Here is a 24,614-nt window from a genome sequence, read left to right as displayed (position 1 = left end):
TTTGCTCAATCAGCGGCGCGGCACACTCCCGTGAAACGGATAGGGCCCCGCGCAGGGCATCGCCTGCCGAGCGACCCGATTCGGAACTCACGAAAGGGAGACCGCCGTGTTCGACCGCCTGTCCATTCGCCACAAGCTGATCGCCGCCTTCGCCGCGCTGCTTTGCCTCACCCTTATCCTGGGCGCCGTGGCGCTGAACCGCGTGGGCGCTGTCCGAACCGTCGCTGTGGATATGCAGACCCGCTGGATGCCGAGCGCCTATCGCCTCGGGCTGCTCAACACCGCCGCGAGCGATCATCGCTTCGCCGTCGCCCTGCATGTGGCGAATACCGAGGCGGCGGCGATCCCCGACCTCGATGCGCGGCTGGCGCGGGCCTTGCAGCAGGTGGCGGCGGCCCGCGCCGCCTATGAGCCGATGATCGACACGGCCGAGGAGCGGCAGCTCTACCCCGAATTCATGCGCCTCTGGGGCGCCTACCAGCGGGAGGCGGATGCGGTCGTCGCCCTCTCCCGCCGCAATGAGAACCAGGCCGCGACCACGCGGATGCTGGCGCAGATGATGCCGGCCTATCACGCGGTACGGCCGGTCATCGACCGGCTGCAGCAGGCGAACGTCGATGGCGCCGCGACCGAGGAGGAGGACGGCAACCACGCCTATCGGCAGACCTTCGCCTTCGTCACCGGCTTGCTGGCGGCGATCGTGCTGCTGGGCGCCGGGCTTGCCTGGCTGATCATCCGCAGCATCGGCAAGGGCATCGCCTCCGTCGTCACGCCGATGCGGGCGATGGCGGTGGGCGATCTGTCGGCCGAGGTGCCGAAGCTGCCGGAGACGACCGAACTCGGGAGCATCGCCACGGCCCTCGGCGCCTTCCATGGCGCGCTGCTGGCAAAGCGGCAGGCCGATGACGCCTTGGCCGTCGAGGCCCGCGTGAAATCCGCCCGGGCCGAGCGGGTGGAGGCGCTGATCGGCGGTTTCGAGGCGGATTCGGCCGAGGCGCTGCGCATCGTCGCCGCCGCCTCCGTCGAGCTGGATGCGACGGCGGGCGCGATGCAGGCCGCGGCGCATGCCAGCACGGAACAGGCGGCCTCGCTGGCCGCGGCCTCCGAGCAGGCCAATGCCAATGTGCAGACGGTCGCCGCCTCCTCCGAGGAAATGGCCGCCTCGATCGGCGAGGTCGCGCGCCAGGTTGCCGAAAGTGCGCGGGTGGCGCAGCAGGCGGCGCAGGATGCGCGGGCGACCGATGCGGCGGTGGGGCGGCTGTCGGACTCCGCGACCCGCATCGGCGAGGTGATCCGGCTGATCTCCGGCATCGCGGGCCAGACCAATTTGCTGGCGCTGAACGCGACCATCGAGGCGGCGCGGGCCGGCGAGCACGGCAAGGGCTTCGCGGTCGTCGCCTCCGAGGTCAAGGCGCTGGCGCAGCAGACCGCCAAGGCGACGGAGGAGATCGGCGCCCAGATCGCCGCCATGCAAAGTGCGACGGGCGAGGCCGTGGAGGCGATCCGCGGCATCGGCCGCACCATCGAGGGCATGGATGCGCTGACCGCCCAGGTCGCCGCCGCGACCGAGGAGCAGGCGGCGGCAACGCGGGAAATCGGCCGCGCCGTGGCCGAGGCCGCGACCGGCACCCGCGACGTCAGCCGCCACGCCAGCGGCCTGACCGAAGGGGCGCAGCAGACCGGCGCCGCGGCGGCGCAGGTCCGCGCCGCCTCGGGCGAGCTGGCGCAGCGGGCGGAAAGCCTGCGCGGGCAGGTGGATGGCTTCCTGAGCGGCATCCGCGCCGCCTGAGGTCAGCGCAGCAGTGCCGCGAAACTGGGGGCGGTGCCGGCCAGGGCCGGCTCCGCCCCCAGCAGTGCCATGGTGGCGTTGAAGAAGGCGCAGAACCGGTCGGCGTGCTGCCCGGTGCCGAGCGGATATTGCCGCATCCGCCAGCGGTTCGCGGCCCCCTCCTCCAGGTACACGCCGCCGGCATTGTAGGCGCAGGCGACCACCGGCGGGTCGAGCAGGGTCCGTGGCCCCTGGGCGGCGATATAGGCGGCACCGGCGGCGATGGAGACCGCCGGGTCGCGCAGCTCCTCGGGCGTCACGGGCCGGCCGAGGGCCTCCCGCGCCGTCGTCACCAGGGTCTGCATGCAGCCGATGGAAACGCGATGGGGCGTCGCCTCATAGGAGCGGAAGCCGGGTTCATGCCGTTCGGCCTGGGCGCATTCGGCGGCGGTGGCGGCGCCCCCGGCGGATTCGGTGGCAAGGCAGGCGACCAGCAGCTCGACCGGCACACCGGTCCGCGACGCCGCGGCCTGGAGCGGCTGGGCGAACCAGTCGGCGAGCAGGCCGCGGACGGTCCGCGCATGGGCGGGGGTGACGACAAGCCCGCCGCTGGCCAGCGTGACCCCGAGCGGCCCCAGCGACCAGCGGGTGCCGCCGCCGAAGCGGGCATGCGGCGCGCGCAACGCCTCCAGCCCGGCCAGCACCGCCCGCGGCGCGATGGCGCCGACCAGATCGGCGGCGGCCCGCGCCAGGGTCTCGGGCGGCGCATCCGCCGGCAGCGCGAGCCGCGCCCAGGTGGCCGGGCCGATGATACCATCCGCCACCAGCCCAGAGGCGGTCTGGAAGCCGAGCACCGCGCGCTGCGTCGCCGGGCCGAACAGCCCATCCACCGCGCGCAGCGCGCCACCGCCGCCGCGCGCCAGCAGCCAGCGCTGCGCGGCCTGCACATCCGCCCCACGCTGCATCGGGCGGGCGAGGCGCAGGGTGCGGGAGAAGGCGGTCATCGGCCGGGCTCCTGGGGGCATGAGGCTGCGGTCAGGGCCGCGATCTCGCGGTCCAGCGCCGGCGTGGCGCGGCAGGCGGGGGCGGCGCGCAGCTCGGCGCAGCGGGGCATGCCAGGCGGACCCAGCAGCGCCCGCGCCAGCCGGGCGGAGCGCGCATGGGCGCAGCCGATGGCATCGCCCGGATCGAGCTTGAGCAAGGCGAGCCCGGCGCCGAGCTGGGCATCGGGGGTGGCCTCGCCGGCATCGCGCCGGTCCATGGCGGCGGCGGCAAGGCCCGCGAGCAAGGTGCGGCGCTCCGTGCCTCCGGGTGGCAGGGCGGCCAAAGCGGCGGCATAGCCACTGGCGGCACAGGCGCGGCGGGCGGGGGCCGCGGCGTCGCGCGGCGCCTGCCGCGCCAGGGCCAGACAGGCTTCCGCCCGTAGGGTCTGGACCTGGACGCAGAGGGGGTCCGGGCCGGTGCAATCGACCCGCTCGGCGGCCAAAGCGATGGTCTGGCCGGCGGCGGCCTGGTCCTTCATCCGGTCAAGCTGCTGCGCGAGGCAGCCGGGCAGCAGCAGCAGAAGCAGCATGGCCCTCATGCGCCCGCCTCCGCGACGGTGGTGGCGGCGGGCAGCAGCCCGGCCAGCAGCCCCGCCATCCGGCCGGGGGTGGCCTCGGGCTGGCCGGCGACGTCGATCAGCGCCAGCACGGCGGCATCGACCCCGGCACCACCCGGCGCGGCGCGGGCCATGGCCAGCGCATCGGCGAGCTGCGCCCCGGCCAGGCGCGGTGCCCCGGCGCCGAGCACGGGCGCCAGATCCACCACCAGATCCGGCCCCGGCAGCGCATCGAGCAGACGGCGGCGATAGGCTTGCAGCGCCTCGGCCAGATCATCGGGGCTCTCGAAATCGCCGCGCGGGGTGAGCGCCTGGATCGCGGCCAGGGCGGCCGCATCCTCCAGCCGGGCCGCATCGGCGACGGCGCGGGCGCGCGGCAGCTTCGCCTCGGGCGGCAGCGGCTCCAGCAGCAGCCGGGCGAAGGTGCCCGAGGCGGCCAGCGCCGAGAGCAGCACCGCGCCATCCATCTCCCCGGGCGGAAACAGCCGCGGCGAGAAGGGGCGGTCGAGGATGCGGGCCTTCCAGCGGTCATAGGCGTCCGATCCCGCGCCCAGCGCCTGGATCGCCCCCAGCCCGACCGCGGCCATCAGCCCCGCCGGGCCGCCCAGCAGCGCCCCCACGCCCACCCCCGCGCGCAGGCCGCCGATGGCATCGCCAAGGACGGTGGCCAGCGGGTGGTCGGGGCCGAGTGCCGCATCCAGCGCGCGCTCCGCCGCCCCCGCCGCCGTGGCGATGGCCGCGAGGTCCCCGCCCGCAGCCCCTTCGGCTGCGGCAAGCCCGTCCTCGATCGCTGAGATGACCCGCCCGGCGGCCGGGCCGATCATCGGTGCCGCGGCCTGGGCGCCGAGCCGGGCCATGGCCAGCGCCTCCGCCGCGCGGGCCAGCGTGCCGGTGGCGGCGGGGGGCGGCGGCGCGGCAGGGGGCGCGGCAGGGGGCACGATCGGCGCCGCCTCCGCGCTGCCGCCGCTCTGGCGGGCGCCGAAGTAGAAGCCGAGCACGCTGCCGATGATGGTGCCGATCTCGCCATTGCCGTTCAGGTTCAGCCAGGGCGCCGCGAGCAAGGTGAGCATCCCGATCACGACGATGAAGATCGACAGCGCGGCGCGGATCGTGCCCTCCGGCAACCCCGCCGGCATCTCCCGCCAGGCGGCGATGCGATCGGCGGTCAGCTCCGGCTGGCGGACCAGGGCGGCGCTGTCATCCTGCAAGCGCCGGATGAAGAGCGCGATGCCCGCCAGCAGCAGCGCCGCCGCGCCGATCACCCCGAGCAGGGCGATCCAGTTCAGCGGCCCGGTGCCCCCGTCCTGGCCCGCCCGGGCGACGCCGGGCACGAGCAGGAGAAGGAGGGCGGGGGCACCCATTCGGGCACGGGGCGGGGGGGATGGGTCGGGCTGCGGCATGAAAGAACATTATAGGAACATGATCGCCGCCGTCAAGGAATATATGCCCTCCCCTTCTCCTTATCGGCACCGATTATCTCCGATATCAAGGATTATCGATCCCATTGCCCGATTTTCAGGTGGATTTCACCGTTGAAATAGGCACGCCTTCCTCCCCCCATTCAACCGCACAGCCATGCTAGCCTCGCCCCCAACCGAGAAGGTGCCGATGCCCGTGACCGACGCCGCGCTGCAAGCCACCCGCGCCGCCATCATCCGCATGGAGCGGCCGCCGGAACCCGGCTGCGTGCCGCCGCTGATCGAAGCGGCGCGGCAGCCGGAGCCGCTGGCCGCCCCGGTCCAGGCGCTGGCGATGCGCCTGGTCACGCAGCTTCGGGCGGAACGGTCACGGGCCTCCGGCGTCGATGCGCTGATGCGGGAGTTCTCGCTCTCCAGCCAGGAGGGCGTGGCGCTGATGTGCCTGGCCGAGGCGCTGCTGCGCATCCCCGACCGCGACACCCGCGACCGGCTGATCCGCGACAAGCTCGGCGGCGGCGACTGGCGCGCGCATCTGGGGGCCAGCCCCTCGCTCTTCGTCAATGCGGCAAGCTGGGGGCTGGTGATCACCGGCGAGCTGGTCGGGACCAGCAACGAGACCGGGCTCTCGGCGGCCCTGCGCCGCCTGGTCTCGCGCGGCGGCGAGCCGTTGATCCGCGCCGGGCTGGATCTGGCGATGCGTATGCTGGGGCGGCAATTCGTGCTCGGCCAGACCATCGCCGAGGCGCTGGAGCACGCCCGCCCGATGGAGGCCAAGGGCTTCGCCTATTCCTACGACATGCTGGGCGAGGCCGCGCTGACCGCCGCCGACGCCGACCGCTACACGGCGCAGTACCGCACGGCGATCGCCGCCATCGGCGCCGCGCATCGCGGCCGCGGCGTGCATCGCGGCGCGGGGATATCCATCAAGCTGTCGGCGCTGCATCCGCGCTACGGCTACAGCCAGCCGGGGCGGCTGATGCGCGAACTGCTGCCGCGCGTGCGGACCCTGGCCCTGCTCGCCGCCGAGCATGACATCGGGCTGAACATCGATGCCGAGGAAGCCGAGCGGCTGGAACCCTCGCTCGATCTGCTGGATGCGCTGGCGGGCGATGAAGCGCTTGGTGGCTGGCAGGGCCTCGGCTTTGTTGTCCAGGCCTATCAGAAGCGCGCGCCGGCGGTGATCCGCCACACCATCGCGCTGGCCGCCCGGCATCGGCGGCGTCTGATGCTGCGGCTCGTCAAAGGGGCTTACTGGGACAGCGAAATCAAGCGTGCCCAAATGGATGGGCTGTCTGGCTATCCGGTGTTCACGCGCAAGGCCTATACGGATGTGTCCTACCTCGCCTGCGCCAAGCTGCTGCTGGCGGCGCGGGACCAGGTCTTCCCGCAATTCGCCACCCATAACGCGCAGACCTTGAGCGCCGTGTTCCATCTGGCCGGGCCCGCATTCCGCCCCGGCGACTGGGAGTTCCAATGCCTGCATGGCATGGGCGAGGCGCTGTATGCCCAGGTGGTCGGGCCGAAGCATCTGGACCGCCCGGCCCGCATCTACGCCCCCGTGGGCAGTCACGAGACGTTGCTCGCCTATCTGGTGCGGCGCCTGCTGGAGAACGGCGCGAACTCCTCCTTCGTGCATCAGCTTGTCGATGAGGCGACACCCATCGCCAGCCTGGCCGCCGATCCGGTCGCGCAGGCGGCGCGGCATGGTGGGGCGCCGCATCCAAGGATCGTGATGCCATCGGCACTCTTCGCGCCGGAGCGGGAGAATTCGGCCGGCACCGACCTCGCCTCCCCGCCCGTGCGGCTGGCGCTGGAGGCCGCCATTCGCGCCGGCCGCGCGAGGGCGCCGCAGCCGCTGCCCGGGGCGCGGGCGGTGACCAACCCGGCCGACCGGCGCGAGTTGGTCGGATGGGTGCGTGACACCCCGCCCGAGGCGGTGCCCGCCGCCATGGCGCGCGCAGAGGCGGCCGCCGCCGGTTGGGCGCTGGTTCCAGCCGCCGAACGCGCCGCGATGCTGGAACGCGCCGCCGCATTGTTCGAGGCAGCGCGCGACACGCTGCTGCCGCTCGCCATCCGCGAGGCCGGGAAAACCATGGGCAATGCGGTGGGCGAATTGCGCGAGGCCGTGGATTTCCTGCGCTACTACGCCGCTTGCGCCCGCCGCGAGCTTGCCGCGCACCGGCATGTGCCGTTGGGACCGGTGGTCTGCATCAGCCCGTGGAACTTCCCGCTGGCGATCTTCACCGGACAGGTCGCGGCCGCGCTGGCGGCCGGCAATCCGGTGCTGGCCAAGCCCGCCGAGCAGACATCGTTGATGGCCATCGAAGCGGTGCGCCTGTTGCATGCGGCGGGTATCCCGGAGGATGTTCTGCAATGCCTGCCCGGCGGCGGTGAGACCATCGGCGCGGCGCTGGTCGCCGATGCGCGCTGCCGGGGCGTGGTCTTCACCGGATCGACCGCTGTCGCGCGCTCGATCCAGCGCAGCCTGGCCCGGCGCGGCGACATCCCGCTGATCGCCGAGACCGGCGGCCAGAACGCGATGATCGTGGACTCCTCGGCGCTGGCTGAACAGGTGGTGACGGATGTTCTCGCCTCCGCCTTCGACTCCGCCGGCCAACGCTGCTCCGCGCTGCGGGTGCTGTGCCTGCAAAGCGATATCGCGGCGCGGGTGGTGACGATGCTGCAAGGCGCGATGCGGGAGCTCGCCGTCGGCGATCCCGCGCGCATCGAGACGGATATCGGCCCCGTCATCGATGCCGAGGCGGAGACGTCCCTGCGCGCCTATCTTGCGGGGCAGCGCGTGCTGGCCTCGGTGCCGCTCGGCCCGGCCTGCATGCACGGCAGCTTCGTGCCGCCCAGCCTGATCGCGATCGATCACATCGCCGATCTGCGCGGCGAAGTCTTCGGGCCGGTGCTGCATGTTCTGCGCTTCGAGCGCGCGGGGCTGGATGCGCTGGTCGATGCGCTGAATGCGACAGGCTATGGGCTGACGCTTGGGGTGCAGTCCCGCATCGACGAGACCATCGATGCCGTGCTGTCCCGCGCCCATGTCGGCAATGCCTATGTGAACCGCAACATCATCGGCGCCGTGGTGGGGGCGCAACCCTTTGGTGGCGAGGGGCTGTCGGGCACCGGCCCCAAGGCGGGGGGGCCGCTCTATCTGCACCGGCTGCTGCGGCGGGCGCCGGCGCCGGTGTTGGCCGGCGAGCGGGACGAAGCCTGCCTGCAGCCCTTCGACCAGTTCATGGCGATGGCCGCCGACCCGGAGGCCCTGGCGGCGCTGCGGCAGGCAACGCCACTGCCGCTGATCCTGACGTTGCCGGCGCCGGTCGGGGAGACGAACACGCAGCGCTTCGCCGGCCGCGGACCGGTGCTGACCCTCGCCGAGGACCGCACGCGGCTGGAGCTGGGCTTCGGCGCCGCCTTGGCCAGCGGCAATGCGATGCTGGCGCCCGACAGCGCGGCGGCGCGCGACTTCCATGCCGCGCTGCCCGAACCGCTACGCCGTCATGTGACGCTGGTCCCGCGCTGGCAGGATGCGGCCTATGCCGCGATCCTGGTGGCGCCGCCCTATGACGCCGACGCGGTGCGGCAAGAGGTCGCCGCCGGAGAGGGACCGCTGGTGCCGGTGATCGAAAGCATCGATGCCACCACGCTGCTGCGCCTCGTCGTCGAACGCACCCGTTCGGTGAACGAGGCCGCTGCGGGCGGCAATGCCCAGCTCATGACGATCTGAGACGATCAGGCCGTCGTGCCGCCATCCACCGGCAGCACCGCGCCAGTGATGAAGGAGGCTTCGTCCGACAGGAGGAACAGCGCCGCATTGGCGATCTCCTCCGGCCTGGCGGGGCGGCCCATCGGGTTCACGGCACCGCGCTTGCGGACCAGTTCCTCGACATCGACCTGACGCGTCGATTCCTGGTCTGGCCGCGCGACGAAGACGCGCAGCATCGGCGTATCCACCGACCCCGGGCAGACGACATTCGCGCGGATGCCGTCCTTGGCATAGCGCTTGGCCAGGGCACGGACGTAGCCGATGACACCGAACTTCATCGCCGAATAGACCGGGCTGAACACCGAACCCTGCATGCCCGAGGTCGAGGCCGTATAGAGCAGCGCGCCGCCGCCACGCGCCCGCAGCGCGCCGATGGCGGCATCGGTCGTCGCCATGATGGTGCGCAGGTTCAGGTCGAAGGCGAGATCGAGCTCCGCCATCCCGAGCCCCTCGACCACCGAAGGGCCGGGATGCCCGACATGGTTCCACACGAAGTCGAGCCCGCCGAAAGCCTTGACGGCATCGGCAACGATGCCGCGCGAGAAATCGGGATCGCGCAGGTCGCCGCTGACGCCGATGGCGCGGCCGCCGGCATCGGTGATCTCCTTGACCACCGCATCCAGCCTGACGGCATCGACATCGACGAGCGCCACCGTGGCGCCTTCCTTGGCGAAGCGCAGCGCGCCGGCGCGGCCCATGCCGGACGCGGCGGCGGTGATCAGCCCGATCTTGTTGGCGAGTCTCATTGTTCGTTTCCCCCCTTGGATACCCGTGCGTCGAGAATCCGCGCCAGCAGTGGGCGCAGGAATTCGGCGAAATGCGCGTAATGCTCGCTCATTGGAAAATGGCCGAGCTTGCTCATGATCTCGACCTCGCTGCCGGCGATCGCGGCGGCGGTTTCCAGCGTCGCCTCGGGCGAGCAGGAATAGTCGTACTCGCCGGTCAGCAGCCAGACCGGGCAGAGCGTGGTGTCGATCTGTGCGAGACGGGGGCGCAGATCGCCCTCCGCCTTGTAGAAATGCAGGTCACCGCGAAAGATCCCAGGCCCGCCCTGCATGTAATGCCACAGGGTCTCCCAGCGCTCATCCTCCGGCGACTGCGGCGCCATCAGGCCGGAGACGACGCCGGCGCAGACTTCCCCGCCATGCACATCGGCGCGGTGGGTCCAGCTGGTGTCGTAGTAGGGATCGACATGCGAGGAGGATTGCAGGCCGATCACCCCGCCCAGCCGCGCGCCCTGGGATGCCGCCAGTTCCAGCACCACGCGGCCGCCGATCGAGCAGCCCATGACGATCGGGCGTTCGAGCGACAGGCCCTCCACGACCGCCATGATCGCCGCGACATAGGCGGCGGTGGTGAGCTTGTATTCCTCCTGCCACCACCCCTCGGGCGGCGAGGATTTTCCGTGCCAGGGCAGGTCGAAGGTGATGCAGCGAAAGTTCTGTGTCACCGCCGCGTCGTTCATCAGCCCGCGCCACTGGCGGGTATCCGAGCCCGCGGTGTGCAGGCAAAGCAAGGGCACCCCCTGCCCGGCTTCCTCGACATAGACGCGATGCGGCTTGCCCTCGATCTGCAGATGCAGATAGCGGCCGATGATGGGCTCGATCATGCCGCGATCTCCGTCCGACGCAGCGCCGCGAAAGCGGATTTGAACCAGAGCAGATGGCTCATGAAGGGATGCAGATCCCCCTCCACATGCAGCTTGCCGTGGCGGATCAGCGCGAAGAGGTCATGCCGGCCCGGTGGCGGTTCGGGCTGGACGAATTCCGCCCAGGCCGCGGGATCGGCACGCAGCGCGAAGATCCAGCTTGGCATCACGAAGGGGCCGCCGCGGACCTCCGCCATGACACCGTCATGGATGCGCAGCAGCCAGCTTTGCGAACCGACTTCCAGCAACAGCGTGGTGGTCAGGTTCCGACCCCAGCGCCGCAGCACGGGGTCGGCATTCACCACGGCCGGCAGCGCCTCCGGCCTCATGGCCGCACGAGGGGGCAGCCCCCTTCGGACATCGGGCGGAAGGCATCGGCCGCGGGCAGCGAACGCACGAGCTTGTAGTAGTCCCAAGGATGCTTGCTCTCGCCCGGCGCCTTCACCTGGAACAGATGCATCTCATGGATCTTGCGGCCATCGGCGCGGACCTGGCCCTGGCCGAACAGCGCATCATCGGTCGGCGTCGCCTTCATCCAATCGACCACGGCACGCCCGCTGGCCTTGGACGCGTCATAGCCGAGCCCGGCGACGCCCTTGAGGTAATGCGCCACCGCCGAATAGCCGCCGGCATGGATCATCGAGGGCTTCTGGCCATTCAACTGCGGCGCCACGCGGGCGGAGAAGGCGCGCGTGCCCTCATTCATGTCCCAGTAGAAGGCTTCTGTCAGCGTGAGGCCCTGTGCCGCCTCAAGCCCCACCGCATGCACGTCGGACAGCTGGAACAGCAACCCCGCGAGACGCACGCCGCGCCGGGTGATGCCGAACTCGGCGGCCTGCTTGATGCAGTTCACGGTATCGGTGCCGGCATTGGCGAGGCCGATGATCTTGGCGCCGCTGGACTTCGCCTGTTGCAGGAAGGAGGAGAAATCCGTGGTGCCCGGGAAGGGCGTCCGCACCGTGCCGAGCACGCGCCCGCCGGCCTGGCGCACGAAATTCGCGGTATCGCCTTCCAGCGCGTGGCCGAAGGCGTAGTCGGCGGTGATGAAGAACCAGCTGTCGCCGCCATCCGCGACCAATGCGCGGCCGGTGCCGGCGGCCAGGGACCAGGTGTCATAGGTCCAGTGGACATGATTGGGGCCGCAGGCCGTGCCCGTGAGGGTGGCCGTGGCCGGGCCCGTGAACAGCGCGACCTTGTCCTTGTCCGTCACGAGCCCCGCCACCGCGAGCGCCACCGAAGACACCGGCACATCGACGATGGCGTCGATCCCTTGCCGGTCGATCCAGTCGCGCGCCATGGCGAGGCCGACATCGGGCTTGTTCTGGAAATCGCCCTGGATGACCTCAACCTGGATGTCCGGGTGGGCCTTCATGAAATCCTCGGCCGCGAGCCGCGTGCCGACGACGGAACCCTTGCCGGTATTGCCGGCATAGGGGCCGTTCAGATCGGTCAGCACGCCAAGCCGGATCACCTTGGCGGCCTGCGCCCGGGCGGGGCCGATCGCGGGCACCGCGAGGGCCGCGGCGGCGCCGGCGATGAGCGTCTGCCGGCGGTTCAGAAACTGGGTCATTGTTGTGTTCTCTCCCTGGATATCTTGTGACGTGGTCTACTGCGTCAGCCGTCTCCGGTCACGCGCGCGAGGGCATCCACCGCCATCACACCCTCGCCTTCGGCGCGGACGAGCAGCGGATTGACCTCGCATTCCAGCACCACCGCCCCCGCCCCCGCCCCCGGCAGATCGCCGAGATGCGAGACGGCGACAATGGCTTTCGCAAGGGCCGCCATGTCGCCCCTGGGGCGGCCACGGAAGCCCTCCAATGCGCGCAGGGCGCGCACCTCGGCGATCATCGCCTGCGCGGTGTCCAGATCGACCGGGGCCAGACGCACGCTGCGGTCGCGATAGATCTCGGTCAGCACGCCACCGGCGGCCAGCAGCACGATCGGGCCAAGCTGCGCGTCGAGCCGGTAGCCGACCAGCACCTCGCCCAGCGACGGCGCCATGGCCTGCACCAGCAGGCGGTCGGGCGCCATGTCGGGCAGGTGTGCCGCGACCGAGGCGGTGATCCGCGCCGCCGCCGCCCGCAGCTCCTCGGCCGAGCGGATGCCGAGCACGACACCGCCGACATCGCTCTTGTGCAGGATACGCGCGTCCAGAACTTTCGCGACCACAGGCCAATCAAATGGCAGCGCCACATCCCCCGCCGTCGCGGCCGGCACGGCGATGGCCGGCGCATGCGGCACGCCGGCACGGTCGAGCAGCGCATAGGCCTCCGCCTCATCCAGCAGCCGCGACGGGCCGCTGGCGACCGGGGCCGTGGCCTGCGCCGCGCGGGGTTCGCGGCGGGCGAAGGCGGCGGCGATGGCGTCCGCACAGGCTTCGGGGCTGCGGAAGGCGGGAATGCCGGCCTCGGCGAGCATCGCCAGCGCCTCGGGTGCCTCGGGCACGCAGAAGGCGGCAAGCGGGGTGCCGGCCTCGGCCGCCGCATCCACCATCGGGCGCACCACCAGCCCCGGCTGGAAGCGCGAGGACGATCCCGCGACCGCCACCACCAGGTCGAACTCCGGCCCGGCGCGCAGCGCATCCAGCGCCGCCTTCATGATCTCGTATTTCGTCCCCGCCAGGGTCAGGTCGAGGATGCGCCCACTGCCGGCCGCGATGCCCGCCTGCGCCAGCCTTTCCCGGGTCGCGGGCGAAGGCCCCTCCACCGCGATGCCACGGATACCGAGCTGGTCCACCACCATGGCGGCCCCGCCGCCCGTGGTCGTCACCACCCCCACCACCGGGGCGCGGGCGCCGCGCGCACGGATCGGCAAGGCCGCGAGCAGCGCCGGCGCCTCCAGGAAACCATCCAGCGTCTCGACGCGGGCGATACCGCAATCGCGCAGGAAGGCGTCGGCCAGATCATCCTCGCCGGCGAGCGCGCCGGTATGCGATTCCGCAAGCTCCGCCGCCGCCGCCGAACGGCCAAGCTTGTAGGCCACGACTGGCTTTCCGCGTTGCGCGGCCCCCAGCGCGAAGCGCCGCAGCGCCGCAGCCCCGCGCAGGGTTTCGAGGAACAGCAGGTAGCTCGTCACCTCGGGATCATCGAGGGTGCGTTCGCAGATCTCGCCCATGGTGAGATCGACCTCCGAGCCGACCGAGACCAGCCCCGCGAAGCCCAGCCCCTTGAGCCGCCCGCGCGACAGGATCGCGCCGATCATGCTGCCGCTCTGGGATGCGACAAAGGTGCCGCCGCGCGGCAGGTTCGGCTCGGCAAAAGCGGCGTTCGCGGTCAGCACCAGCCGGTGGTTGAGGTTGGCGAGGCCGATGCTGTTCGGCCCCAGCATGCGGGTGCTGCTGCCACGCAGCATCTGGCGCAGCTTTTCTTCGCGCGCATGGCCTTCCGGCCCGGTCTCGGAGAAACCGCTGGCCAGCACGCTGACGGCGGGGATGCCGAGCCGCACGCAGTCCTCGACGGCGGCCATCGCGCCCTCGGTCGGCAGCAGCACGAAGGCGTGGTCGGGGCGCTCGGGCAGCGCCTCCAGCCCCGGCCAGGCGCGTTCGCCGAGCACGGTCGCGCGCCGCGCGATGGGATAGACCGCGCCCGGAAACCCCGCCTCGCGCAGATAGCGCAAGGGGCGGGCGGCGGTCTTGGTCACATCATCGGAGGCACCGATGATCGCGATGCTGCGCGGCGACAGCAGCGCATCGACGGGCGGGGTCACGCGCTGGTCCATCACTCCGCGGCCGCCGGCATCGGCGTGCGGGGCGCCCGCTGGCTGAAGCGGCGACCGAAGACCTCCTCGGCAACCTTGTTCTTCAGCATTTCCGTCGAGCCGCCAGCGATCATCCAGCCACGGCAACGGCGCATGCAGTATTCGACCAAAGCTTCCTCGCTGAAGCCCATGCCGCCCATGATCTGGATGGCCTCGTTGGCGGCCTCGAACCCCGCCTGGTTGCAGGCGAGCTTGGCCACCGCCGTCTCATAGGCGGAGGGCAGGCCGTGATCGGCATTCACCGCCGCGCGGTAGAGCAGCAGTTGCGCCGCCTCCATCTTCACCGCCAGCTCCGCGAACTTCCATTGGATGCCCTGGAACTCGCTGAGCGTGCGCCCGAACTGTTTTCGCAGCGCGGCGTGCTCCCGTGCGCGTTCGAAGGCATAGCGCCCGACCGCAAGCGAGCGCGCGGTATTGCCGATCCGTTCGGCGTTGAACGCGGAAATCTGCTTCTTGAACCCGCCCGGCCCGAGCAGCAGGTTTTCGGCGGGGATGCGGCAGTCCTCGAAATAGAGCTGGCTCCATTCCTCGCCATTCAGGAAGCGCGAGGGCTTGCCGATGGAAAACCCCGGCGTGCCACGTTCCAGCAGGATCGAGCCGATGCCCTCCAACCCGGGTCCGAAGCGGCAGTAGATCAGATACAGCGAGGCCTCGGCGCTATGCGTGCCGAACACCTTGCTGCCGTTCAGGATGTAGTGGTCGCCCTGCAAGGTGGCGCTGGTCTTCAATTCGGTGACGGCGGAGCCCGCCTCCGGCTCGGTCATGCCGAGGGAGATCGAATTGCGCCCGGCCAGCAGGTCCGGCAGCCAGCGCGCCTTCTGCGCCGGCGTCGCATATTCGGCGAAGGTGCGGATGGGACCGAAATTGCCCGACTGGACCACATCGGCGCTGCGCGGACAGACCGCGGCAACCTGCTCGATGGCGATGACCGCATCCATCAAGGTGCCGCCCTGGCCGCCGTCGGCCTCCTTGATGGTGATACCGAGCAGGCCCTGCGCCGCCGCCAACTGCGCCACATCATAGGGGAAGCCGGGCTGGTGCGCCCGGGCCAGGGCGCCCGCCGCCAGATGGCTCTCGGCGAAGCGTCGCACCGAGGTCGCGAACATCTGCTGCTCTTCGGTCAGGCTAAAATGCATAAGGAATCCTCAGGGGTTGCGCCGCCGCGCACGGCACCGGTTGCGGGCAAGCTAGTCGCAGCCAGCACCTCCGGGAGACTTCCGATTTGGAAGACCAGCATTCCACTTGCGAAGCAGCCCCTCGCGCGGCACCCGCTTCATATGATCGCGCGGCACCTGTATGAGCATTAGGTGGATATTAGGCTCGGTAAGGCAGTCTTCACCGACGTGGGGCCCAGGTGGCCCGCTCTCGTCGGCGTCAGGCCCCCGGGCTGCGAAGTGGCGTCCAGGAAGGTAACAACCGATGATTTCTCGCCGTTCAACCGTCAAGGCCGCGCTGGGCCTGCTCCCCGCCGCCAGCATGGGCCGGGCCGCTCTGGCCCAGGCGCCGGCCGCCGCCTGGGTGCCGGACCGCCCGATCCGCATGATCGTCCCCTTCGTGCCAGGCGGCTCCACCGATATCGCGGGCCGGGTCCTGGCCGAAGCCATGGGCCGCATCCTGCACCAGAGCGTTCTGGTCGAGAATCGTGGCGGCGCCGGCGGCAATATCGGCGGTGAGATCGTCGCCCATGCGCCGCCTGACGGCTACACGCTGCTGCTCGGCACCACGGGGCTGCTGACCACCAACCGCTTCATGTACCGCAACATGGGCTTCGATCCGGTCAAGGATCTGACGCCGATCTCGATGATCTACACCTCGGACCTCGTCATGGTCGTGCACCCGAGCGTGCAGGCCAATACACTGCAGGAGCTGGTGGCGCTGGCCAAGGCCAATCCGGGCAAGATGAACTTCGGCTCCAGCGGCTCGGGCGCCTCCACCCATACCGCCATGGAGCTGTTCAAGATCGTCGCCGGCATCGATGTGCAGCATGTGCCCTATCGCGGCAGCGGCGCGGCCTTGAACGATCTGGTCGGCGGCGCGCTGCAGATGATGATGGTGCAGGTGCCGACCGTGCTCGGCGTGATCGGGGACCGCATGATCAAGCCCCTGGCCGTGACCGGCGCGACCCGCAACGCAGCGCTGCCCAACGTCCCGACCATCGGCGAAGCCGGTTTCCCGGCCGCCGAGGCGACCTCCTGGGGCGCGCTGATGGCGCCCTCCGGCACGCCGCCTTTGGTCATCAGCACCCTCGCCGCCGCGACCCAGGAGGCCCTGGGCTCCCCCGCGATGAAGGACCGGCTGGCCAATCTCGGCCTGGACGGCTTCGGCATGACGCCTGATCGGACCGCCGAGTTCCTGCGCACCGAGTCCACGAAATGGGCCCGGGTGGTGCGCGAAGCGAATCTCCAGGTGGACTGACCCGATATGATGCTCCAGCTGGACAATCCCCTGCTCGCCCTGGCCGGCCATGCCGCAAGCTGGCGCGACCGGCCGCTCGATGCGGATCTGGAGCATCATGCCCGGCGGGCCCTGGTCGATTGGTTCGCCGCCTTGCTGCCCGGCTGCCAGCGCGCCCCCGCGACCTTGCTGGCCGGCGCCTTGGCCAGCGAGCGCGGGGCCGGGACCGCGATCTGCTACGTGGACGGCAGGCCAGGCACGCTGCGCCATGCAGCCCTGCTGAACGCCATGGCGAGCCATACCGTCGAGTTCGACGATATCTACCGCGATGCCGGCTACCACCCCGGCTGCCCGACGATCGGCGCGGCCCTCGCCGCGGCGCAGGGGCGCGGCGCCAGCCTCGGCGCGCTGCTGCGCGCCATCGTCGCGGGCTATGAGGTCTCCTGCCGCATCGGCGTGGCGGTGCAGCCGAGCCATTACCGCTTCTGGCACACCACCGGCACCGTCGGCACCTTCGGCGCCGCGGCGGCGGTCTCCGTGCTGCTGGGCAGTTCCGCCGACCAGACCGCGCATGCGCTGGCAAGTGCGGCGACCATGGCCAGCGGGCTGCAACAGGCCTTCCGCGGCGCGGGCATGAGCAAGCCGCTGCATGCGGGCCATGCCGCCGATGCCGGGGCGCTGGCCGCCCTCGCGGGGCGGGCGGATGTGACCGGGGCGCTGGATGTGCTGCATGGCCCGGTCGGCTTCGCCGCCGCGACCAGCGAGGATGCCGGCAAATGGGGCAAGGCGCTGGCGGGGCTGGACGAGCGCTTCGCCATCAGCGCCATGACCTTCAAGAATCACGGCTGCTGCGGCCATATCTTCGCCGCCCTGGACGCCATCAACGACTTGCAGGCCGAGGCCGGGTTCGGCGCCGATGACATCGCCGATGTGCATGTCGCGGGCTATGGCCCGACCAAGGACATCTGCGACCGCCCGGTGGTCACCACCGAGCAGGAAGCCCGCTTCAGCGTGCAATATTGCGTGGCGGCGCTGCTGCGCCTGGGCGGCGTGCGGATCGCGGCCTTCGTGCCGGAGCGCCTGGCCGATCCCGAGATCCACCGCCTGATGGCGCTGGTCAGCGTCAGCCTGGACCCGGCCCTGGCCTCCGCCTATCCCGGCCAGCGGGCGGCGAATGTGACCGTCCGGCTCAAGGACGGGCGCGTGCTCCACCGCTTCCAGCCGACGCGGAAGGGCGACCCGGATGCGCCCCTCTCCGATGCCGAGCTATCGCAAAAATTCATGGAACTGACCGTCCCCGCGGTCGGGGACGCCGCCGCCGCCCGGCTGCTGGAGGCGTTGTGGCATGGCGACGCCTTGCCGGGCGTCGTTCCGGTGCTGCCGCTGGCCTAGGCTGCTTCCCGCGTCGCCTGCTGCAACCAGGCGAGGAACAGCCGCCCCTTGCGGTTCGGCGTGCGATCCGCCGGCCAGACGATGTAATGCGCGAGCGCGCGGGTGACCGGGGTGAACAGCGGCACCAGCAGCCCGGCCCGCACATCCTGGTCCAGCAGCCGCATCTGGCCGACGGCGATCCCGAGCCCATCGATCGCGGCCTGGTAGGTCAGCACCGAGCTTGGGAATTCCATCCCCGGCTGCAACAGGTCGCAACGCCCGGCGGCGCCGAGCCAATCCTTCCAGTCCAGCCGGCGGTAATGCGAGACCAGCAGCCGGTGCTTCGCCAGATCGTCCAGGCTCTCGATCTTCTGGCGGTGCAGCAGCCGCGGGCTGCACACCGGCTGGATGACGTCGGGCAACAATTCCCGAACCTCCATCCCCGGCCAATCGCCGCTGCCGAACTGGATCGCGAGGTCGATCTCATCCCGTTTGAAATCGACCGGGGCGACGGTGTTGGACAGGCTCAGCTCGATCTCGGGGTGGCGCGCGTTGAACTCCGGCAGCCGGGCGAAGAGCCATTTCACCGCGAAGGTCGAATAGACCCGCACCCGCAGCGGCTCATCCTGCTCGGCCTGGCGCATCTGCGCGGTGGCGCGGTGGATGCGCTCGAAGGCAGGGGCGATCTCGCGCCGGTAGGATTCCCCCGCCTCGGTGAGCACGATGCCATGCCGCTCGCGGCGAAAGAGCTTGGCGCCGACGAAGCGTTCCAGCACGGCGATCTGCCGGCTGACCGCCGATTGGGTGACGTTCAACTCCTCGGCCGCACGCGTGAAACTGCCTTGGCGGCTGGCAACCTCGAAGAAAAACAGCGGGTTCAGCGGCGGGATCAAACGCGACATGAGGCGGGTGGCCGTTAGATATGAGAATATCTCATGCCATTAGGCCAGTCGCCGAAACCCGTCCAGCACCCGCGCCTTGACCCCTGCCATGGCGCCGCGCCATGACCGCGCCATGGCTGACCTCGATCTCGTGCTCGCCGGCGTGACGCTGGACGGGGTGCCCGCCGACCTTGGGATCGGCGGCGGCCGCATCCGGCGGGTGGCGCCGGCGGGCAGCCTCACCGCCGCGCGGATCGAGACCTGCGGGGGGCTGCTGGCCCTGCCCGGGTTGATCGACGGGCATATCCACCTCGACAAGAGCTTCATCGGCCTGCCCTGGGTGCCGCATCGCCCGGATGCGACCGTCGCCGGGCGCATCGCGGCGGAAAAGGTGCTGCTCGCCGCCATCGCCGAGCCCATGGCCTGCCGCGCCCGCCGCCTGGTCGAGCAGGTCGCCGCCCGCGGCACCACCGGGCTGCGCACCCATGTCGATGTGGATGGCGAGATCGGGCTGCGGGGGCTGGAGGCGCTGCTGGCCTTGCGGGCGGAGGTCGCGGGGCTGGTGTCCATGCAGATCGTCGCCTTCCCGCAATCGGGCGTCGTCAGCCAGCCACGCGGGGTGCTGGAGGATGCGATCCGCGCCGGGGCGGATGTGGTCGGCGGCCTCGACCCCGCCGGGATCGACGAGGATGTGGAGGGCCAGCTTGCCGTCGTCTTCGGCATCGCCGAGCGGCATGGCGTGCCGATCGACATCCATCTGCATGACCCGGGCGAGCTGGGCGCCTGGGAACTCCGCCGCATCGCCGCCCGCGCCAAGGCCGCGGGGATGCGGGGCCGCGTCGCCGTCAGCCATGCCTTCGCCCTGGGCGCGGTGCCGGAGGCGGTGCTGGCGCGCACGGCGGCCGCGCTGGCCGAGGCCGGGGTCGCGATCATGACCAATGCACCCGGCCCCGAACCCATCCCGCCGGTGAAGCGGCTGGTCGCCGAGGGCGTCGAGGTCTTCGCCGGCTCCGACAATATCCGCGACGCCTGGTCGCCCTATGGCAATGGCGACATGCTCGAACGCGCGCGGCTGGTCGGCTATCGCGCCGGGCTGCTGACCGATGCCGAGCTGCGCCTGGCCCTGGATCTCGTCACCGCCGCACCCGCCCGCGTCATCGGCTTGGCACCTGCTGTCCTGGCCGAGGGCGCCTGCGCCGATCTGGTCCTCGTCGCCGCACAGCATGTGCCGGAGGCCGTCGCCACCGCCCCCATACGCAGCCTGGTGATGAAGGCCGGGCGGATCGTCGCCCGGCAGGGCGTGCTGGTCTGAAGCATGTTCAAGTCAGGCGGACTCGCCTGACGGCTCGGAAAATGCGCCAAGCCGCTCCAAGGGCGCCTCAGCCGGCGAAGAGTGCCGTCAGCCCCGGTTCGAACCCGGTCAGCCCACGGGCCCGGCGCGGCCGGGGCTGGCCGGGTGGCGCCAGCCCGACCAGCGCCTCCGCCATCCGCACCGCCGCGACGGTGCCATCCACCAGCGGCACCGCCACCGAGGGCGCGATCGCCGGCGCCAGCCCGGCCAGCGGGCCGCCGCCCAGGATCACCACCTCGGCGCCATCCTCCTCGACCGCGGCGCGGCAGAGCGCCACGATCATCTCCCTCCGCTCCTCGGCGACCCGCCCGGGGTCGCCGGCGAAGGCGGGCCCCATGCGAAAGCCGCTGCAACGCGAGGCCAGCCCGTTGCGCGCCAGGCACTCCTCGAACATCGGCCGCAGCGCGGCGGTGAAGGACACCACGCCGAACCGCCGCCCAAGCATGGCCGCGGCGTGGAAGGCGGCCTCGCTGATGCCGACCACCGGCACGTCGAACAGTTCCTTGGCGGCCTCCACCCCCGGATCGCCGAAGCAGGCGACGACGGCCGCGTCATAGGAGCCCTTCGCCGCCGCGAGGGCCGCCAGCGTCGCCGGCCCCGCCACCAGCCAATCGGCGCGGGAGACGATCAGCGGCAGGCCGAAGGGCGCGCTGACCGCCGCCACCTCGGTGCCCGGGCGGGCGGCGTCCCGCGCGGTGGTGGCGATGCGCGCGGTCACGCTGTCCGACGTGTTGCTGTTGACGACGAGCAGCCGCATCGGGGCCTCCTGCCAAGGGTGACGCCCGAGACTCCGCGCGCGGCGAAAACCGTAGCACGCAGCGCGCCACCTGGCGGGTTCCCCGGCTGGCGCGGCGTTTGCTAAGCTCCGGTGCGGAGGAACGCCACCCATGAGCCCTCAGGATGCGTTGACGGAGGCGCGGGACCTCAGCGCCGAATTCGGCGAGACGCTGGCCAACCACGCCGCCATGGTGCTCCAGGCGCAGGCGCTGCTGGGGGGCAGCGAGGCGGATGCGCGCCGCTTCCTCGATGCCTATGTCGCGGCCAACGGGCTTGGGCCCATCGCGCCCTCGACCGTGACGATCCGGCGCGAGGACTGGACGGCGCGGCTCGGCGACCGCGCGGCGGAGGGCGCCTACCGCGCCTTCTTCCGCGCCGAACTGGCCCGGCTGGGCTCGGCCGCCGCCTTGCAGCGCGCCTATCTGCCGTCCCTGCTGCCCGGCATCGCGGCCAGCGCGCTGCATGCGCTGATGCGCCTCGCCTATGCCAATGACGCGGGCAATGCGGGCGAGGTCGCCGAGAGCCTCGGCTATTGGGCCGCGACCTTCCTGCCGCTCGGCGCTGGTGTCGGCGCCCCGCCGGTCACGGATGAGCCGGCCGGGGTGCTGCTGCGGGTCGCGGCGGAACCGAGCCTGGCCGGGATGGTGTTCGATGAGGAGGGCCTGCTCTGGCACGCGATGCGCCGCACCGCCGCGATGCCCGCCTTCGCCCCCGCCTATGATTGGCTCGCGGTCGGGCCGGACACGCTGCGCCGCATGGCGCGCGACGCGCTGGCCGTCTTCGCCGCGACCATGGAATTCTGCGCGCTGCATGCGCTGACCGGCACGCATTGGCTGCGGCTGATCCTGCCGGTGCTGGAGCCTGCCGACCAGGAGCGCGCCATCCGCTTCTTCTGGCAGGCGATCGCCGCCGTCTATCCGAAGATGGGCTGCCCGCTGCCGCTGTCGGAGCAGGCGGCCGCACGCCAGCGCGCCCTGCCCGCCCCCGACTGGACCACCATCGCCGCCGCCGCCTGCGCCTCCAACGAGGAGCATGACATCTCGCTCGTCTATTCCGCGCGCTGCGAGGAGGCGGTGTGGAACGACCCGCTTTATCGCGTCGTCGCGGCACGGCGCATGGGTCTGCTCGGCGCTTGAGGCACGAGGCCAGCCAAGCGTCGCTTGCGGCCCAGCCCCGCCGTTCCTAGGCTTGCCCAATCCAACGAGAAAGAGACAGCACATGACCATCGGCCGCAGGACATTCGGGCAGGGCATCGTGGCAGCGGGGGGGCTGGCGCTACCGGGCCTGTTCTCGCACCCGGCGGAAGCGCAGCGCAGCGCCGACACGCTGCGCCTCGTGTTTCGCGACGCGGTGCCGAATGTGGATCCCTATTTCAACAATCAGCGCACCGGGCTGATCCTCGGGCATCAGGCCTGGGATGGTCTCGTCCATCGTGACCCGGACACCTTCAACATCGTGCCGGCGCTGGCCACCGAGTGGAAATGGGTGACTCCCATGATCCTCGAATTCACGCTTCGCCAGGGCGTGAAGTTCCACGACGGCAGCCCGTTCACCGCCGAGGACGCCGCCTATACCATCAACACCGTGTGCAACCCCGACACGCATGTGGCGACGCCCAGCAACTACACCTGGATCGACAATGCCGAGGTGATGGGCACGCACAGCCTGCGCCTGAATCTGAAGCGGCCGACGCCGGCGGCGCTCGACTATCTCGCGCTGGTCCTGCCGATCTGGCCCAAGGCCTATCGCGAACGCGTGGGCGTCGAGGGCTATTCCCGCGCCCCGGTCGGCACCGGGCCTTACAAGATCACCCATGTCGATGTCGCCGCCGGGCTCCGCTACGAGCGCTTCGACGAGTATTATGAGGGCGGGCCGAAGGGCAAGCCGGCGATCAAGAACATCACCGTGCGCTTCGTCACCGATGCGGCGACGGAGTTGACCGAGCTTCTGGCCCAGCGCGTCGACTGGATCTGGAACATGAACCCGGACCAGGCGGCGAATGTGGACCGGCTGCCGTTCTTGCAGACACTGCGCCAGGAATCGATGCGCGTCGGCTACCTCACCATGGATGCGGCCGGGCGCAGCGGCGCCGACAATCCGATGACCAAGGTCAAGGTGCGCCAGGCGGTGTTCCACGCGATCGACCGCACGACGATCGCCGAGAGGCTCGTCTCCGGCGGGTCGCGCGTTCCCCCTGCGCCCTGCTACCCGACGCAGTTCGGCTGCAACGCCGATGCCGCGGTGCAGTACGACTACAACCCGACCAAGGCCAAGGCACTGCTGGCCGAAGCCGGCTTCCCGAATGGCTTTGATGTCGAGCTGACCAGCTACGTGCAGCCGCGCCAATGGTCGGAAGCGGTGCAGAGCTATCTGCAGGCCGTCGGCATCCGCGCGCGCCTCAATTTGTTGCAGGTGGCGGCACAGACGGCGCGGGCGTTGAAGGGTGAGCTTGCGATGTCGATGGGCAGCTGGGGCAGCTACTCGATCAACGACGTCTCCGCGATCATGCCGAACTTCTTCGATGGCGGGAACAACGACTACGCAAAGGACGCCGAGGTCACGCGCCTGCTGGTCGAGGGTGGGTCGAGCGCCGATCCGGCGGTACGCAGCACGGCCTATGACGCGGCGATCAAGCGCATCACGGAGCAGGCGTATTGGGTGCCGCTGCACACCTACGTCAACACCTACGCCTTCTCCAGGCAGCTCGACTTCAAGGCCTTCCCGGATGAGCTGCCGCGCTTCTACCTCGCGAAGTGGAAGTAGGCTGAAACGGCGCTCCGGGCTGGCGACAGCCCGGAGCGCGCTTTACGCCGCCGCCTGTTCGGCCAGATGGCATTCCACGAGGCCGGTCGGCAGCGGCGTCTGCTTCGGCGCCTCCACGCCGCATCGCGCGAAGGCGACCGGGCAGCGCGGATGGAAGCGGCAGCCGGGTGGGATATTCGCCGGGTCCGGCATGATGTCGCCCAAGCCCACATCCGGCACGCCGAGCCCCGGTTCCGGCGTCAGCACGCTGGCAAGCAGCGCCTTGGTATAGGGGTGGCGCGGGTCGTGGAACAGCGCCTCGCCCTCGCTGCGCTCGACGATGCGGCCGAGGTACATGACCGCGACCTCGCTCGCGACATGCTCGACCACGGCGAGGTTGTGGCTGATGAACAGATAGGTCAGCCCGAGGTCGCGCCGCAGATCCGACAGCAGGTTCAGGATCTGCGCCTGCACCGACACATCGAGCGCGCTGGTCGGCTCATCGCAGACCACGATGCGCGGCCGCAGCACCAGCGCGCGCGCGATCGCGACCCGCTGCCGCTGCCCGCCCGACATCTGCGACGGGAAGCGCCCGCCCTGCTCGGCCGAAAGCCCGACCCGTTCCAGCGCCTCCCCCACGCGGCGCGTGACCTCGCTGCCCGAAATGTCGCCCTGCGCGACCAGCGGCATGGCGACGATGTCGCGCACGCGCCGGCGCGGGTTCAGCGAGGAGAAGGGGTCCTGGAACACCGGCTGGATCAGCCGGGCCCGTGCCTTGCGGCCCATATCGCCCAGGCGCTGCCCATCCACCAGCACATCGCCGGAGCTTGGCGGCAACAGGCCGAGGATCATGCGCGCCAGCGTCGATTTGCCGCAGCCGCTCTCCCCCACCACGCCAAGCACGCTGCCGGCCGGCACGGCGAAGGAGACGCCGTCCACCGCGACAACCTCCCGCGCCGGCGCGAACAGCCCCTGGCGGACGTGGAAGACGCGGCGGAGGTTGCGGACCTCGATCGCCGGGGTATCGCCGCCGCTCACGCTGCCCTACCGTTCAGATGCTGCTTCTGCAGTGCCTGACGCCGTGATCCTGGCATGCCAGGATCACGGCGCGGCGGCGGTGTCGGGATGGTTTT

The 24,614-nt window shown here is 71.0% G+C and carries 19 protein-coding genes; 7 read left to right on the top strand and 12 right to left on the bottom strand.

Annotated elements, in window-relative coordinates; all coding sequences use genetic code 11:
- Nucleotides 1-106 precede the first annotated feature (106 nt).
- Entirely contained in the window at nucleotides 107-1,789 is a 1,683-nt protein-coding gene (locus tag C8P66_RS16135) for a methyl-accepting chemotaxis protein (RefSeq protein WP_111399314.1), read from the top strand.
- A 2-nt stretch (nucleotides 1,790-1,791) separates the two neighbouring features.
- Here C8P66_RS16135 and C8P66_RS23905 read toward each other — a convergent pair whose 3' ends face one another.
- From C8P66_RS23905 to C8P66_RS16120, 3 genes are read right to left on the bottom strand one after another with little or no spacing between them, the layout of a single operon-like run.
- Nucleotides 1,792-2,772, bottom strand: coding sequence for a peptidoglycan-binding domain-containing protein (locus tag C8P66_RS23905; protein WP_211314170.1), 981 nt, complete (start codon nucleotides 2,770-2,772; stop codon nucleotides 1,792-1,794).
- Nucleotides 2,769-3,350, bottom strand: a complete 582-nt coding sequence (locus C8P66_RS16125) for a hypothetical protein (RefSeq protein ID WP_146422902.1) — start codon at nucleotides 3,348-3,350, stop codon at nucleotides 2,769-2,771. The genes C8P66_RS23905 and C8P66_RS16125 overlap by 4 nt, the downstream gene beginning before the upstream one ends.
- The gene (locus C8P66_RS16120; protein WP_111399312.1) at nucleotides 3,347-4,729 is read right to left on the bottom strand and encodes a hypothetical protein; all 1,383 of its coding nucleotides are present in this window, start codon (nucleotides 4,727-4,729) and stop codon (nucleotides 3,347-3,349) included. Before C8P66_RS16120 ends, C8P66_RS16125 begins: the two co-directional genes overlap by 4 nt.
- Before the next feature lie 247 nt (nucleotides 4,730-4,976).
- Here C8P66_RS16120 and putA point away from each other — a divergent pair, with 247 nt between their 5' ends.
- The gene (putA, locus tag C8P66_RS16115) at nucleotides 4,977-8,522 is read left to right on the top strand and encodes a bifunctional proline dehydrogenase/L-glutamate gamma-semialdehyde dehydrogenase PutA (protein ID WP_245903596.1); all 3,546 of its coding nucleotides are present in this window, start codon (nucleotides 4,977-4,979) and stop codon (nucleotides 8,520-8,522) included.
- A 5-nt stretch (nucleotides 8,523-8,527) separates the two neighbouring features.
- Here the strand turns inward: putA and C8P66_RS16110 are convergent, their stop codons facing one another.
- The 6 genes from C8P66_RS16110 to C8P66_RS16085 are packed head-to-tail and all read right to left on the bottom strand — an operon-like array spanning nucleotide 8,528 to nucleotide 15,101.
- Nucleotides 8,528-9,307, bottom strand: coding sequence for an SDR family NAD(P)-dependent oxidoreductase (locus tag C8P66_RS16110; protein ID WP_111399310.1), 780 nt, complete (start codon nucleotides 9,305-9,307; stop codon nucleotides 8,528-8,530).
- On the bottom strand, nucleotides 9,304-10,170 hold the full coding sequence (locus C8P66_RS16105; protein ID WP_111399309.1) for an alpha/beta fold hydrolase: 867 nt from the start codon (nucleotides 10,168-10,170) through the stop codon (nucleotides 9,304-9,306). Before C8P66_RS16105 ends, C8P66_RS16110 begins: the two co-directional genes overlap by 4 nt.
- Nucleotides 10,167-10,538 carry a hypothetical protein gene (locus C8P66_RS16100; protein WP_111399308.1) on the bottom strand — a complete coding sequence of 124 codons (372 nt, stop codon included), beginning with the start codon at nucleotides 10,536-10,538 and terminating at the stop codon, nucleotides 10,167-10,169. Before C8P66_RS16100 ends, C8P66_RS16105 begins: the two co-directional genes overlap by 4 nt.
- The gene (locus C8P66_RS16095) at nucleotides 10,535-11,779 is read right to left on the bottom strand and encodes an ABC transporter substrate-binding protein (protein ID WP_111399307.1); all 1,245 of its coding nucleotides are present in this window, start codon (nucleotides 11,777-11,779) and stop codon (nucleotides 10,535-10,537) included. Before C8P66_RS16095 ends, C8P66_RS16100 begins: the two co-directional genes overlap by 4 nt.
- 44 nt (nucleotides 11,780-11,823) lie before the next feature.
- On the bottom strand, nucleotides 11,824-13,926 hold the full coding sequence (locus C8P66_RS16090; protein ID WP_111399306.1) for an acetate--CoA ligase family protein: 2,103 nt from the start codon (nucleotides 13,924-13,926) through the stop codon (nucleotides 11,824-11,826).
- Nucleotides 13,926-15,101, bottom strand: coding sequence for an acyl-CoA dehydrogenase family protein (locus C8P66_RS16085; protein WP_111399305.1), 1,176 nt, complete (start codon nucleotides 15,099-15,101; stop codon nucleotides 13,926-13,928). The genes C8P66_RS16090 and C8P66_RS16085 overlap by 1 nt, the downstream gene beginning before the upstream one ends.
- A 283-nt stretch (nucleotides 15,102-15,384) precedes the next feature.
- On the opposite strand from C8P66_RS16085, the gene C8P66_RS16080 reads away from it, so the two are divergent.
- Both C8P66_RS16080 and C8P66_RS16075 read left to right on the top strand, forming a co-directional pair.
- Nucleotides 15,385-16,380 (top strand): Bug family tripartite tricarboxylate transporter substrate binding protein, encoded by a 996-nt coding sequence (locus C8P66_RS16080; RefSeq protein ID WP_111399304.1) that lies wholly within the window; start codon nucleotides 15,385-15,387, stop codon nucleotides 16,378-16,380.
- A gap of 6 nt (nucleotides 16,381-16,386) precedes the next feature.
- A complete protein-coding gene (locus C8P66_RS16075) occupies nucleotides 16,387-17,751 on the top strand; it encodes an MmgE/PrpD family protein (protein WP_245903594.1) in 1,365 nt (454 codons plus the stop codon).
- On the opposite strand, the gene C8P66_RS16070 is transcribed toward C8P66_RS16075, so the two are convergent.
- Nucleotides 17,748-18,632, bottom strand: coding sequence for a LysR substrate-binding domain-containing protein (locus C8P66_RS16070; RefSeq protein ID WP_111399303.1), 885 nt, complete (start codon nucleotides 18,630-18,632; stop codon nucleotides 17,748-17,750). The two genes, C8P66_RS16075 and C8P66_RS16070, sit on opposite strands and share 4 nt — an antisense overlap.
- A 112-nt stretch (nucleotides 18,633-18,744) precedes the next feature.
- Between C8P66_RS16070 and C8P66_RS16065 the strand changes: the two genes are divergently transcribed.
- On the top strand, nucleotides 18,745-19,923 hold the full coding sequence (locus C8P66_RS16065; RefSeq protein WP_211314169.1) for an amidohydrolase: 1,179 nt from the start codon (nucleotides 18,745-18,747) through the stop codon (nucleotides 19,921-19,923).
- 67 nt (nucleotides 19,924-19,990) lie between these two features.
- Here C8P66_RS16065 and C8P66_RS16060 read toward each other — a convergent pair whose 3' ends face one another.
- Nucleotides 19,991-20,719, bottom strand: a complete 729-nt coding sequence (locus tag C8P66_RS16060; RefSeq protein WP_158537273.1) for an aspartate/glutamate racemase family protein — start codon at nucleotides 20,717-20,719, stop codon at nucleotides 19,991-19,993.
- Nucleotides 20,720-20,849: 130 nt separating this feature from the next.
- Here C8P66_RS16060 and C8P66_RS16055 point away from each other — a divergent pair, with 130 nt between their 5' ends.
- The gene (locus C8P66_RS16055; protein ID WP_111399300.1) at nucleotides 20,850-21,875 is read left to right on the top strand and encodes a questin oxidase family protein; all 1,026 of its coding nucleotides are present in this window, start codon (nucleotides 20,850-20,852) and stop codon (nucleotides 21,873-21,875) included.
- 82 nt (nucleotides 21,876-21,957) lie between these two features.
- Nucleotides 21,958-23,502: an ABC transporter substrate-binding protein gene (locus C8P66_RS16050; RefSeq protein ID WP_158537272.1), complete on the top strand. Its 1,545-nt coding sequence runs from the start codon at nucleotides 21,958-21,960 to the stop codon at nucleotides 23,500-23,502.
- 42 nt (nucleotides 23,503-23,544) lie between these two features.
- Here the strand turns inward: C8P66_RS16050 and C8P66_RS16045 are convergent, their stop codons facing one another.
- Nucleotides 23,545-24,519: an ABC transporter ATP-binding protein gene (locus C8P66_RS16045; RefSeq protein ID WP_111399298.1), complete on the bottom strand. Its 975-nt coding sequence runs from the start codon at nucleotides 24,517-24,519 to the stop codon at nucleotides 23,545-23,547.
- Nucleotides 24,520-24,614: the final 95 nt, after the last annotated feature.

It is taken from the genome of Humitalea rosea, from assembly GCF_003253705.1.
Lineage (GTDB): Bacteria > Pseudomonadota > Alphaproteobacteria > Acetobacterales > Acetobacteraceae > Humitalea > Humitalea rosea.
This window is presented reverse-complemented; position numbering and strand designations above follow the sequence as displayed.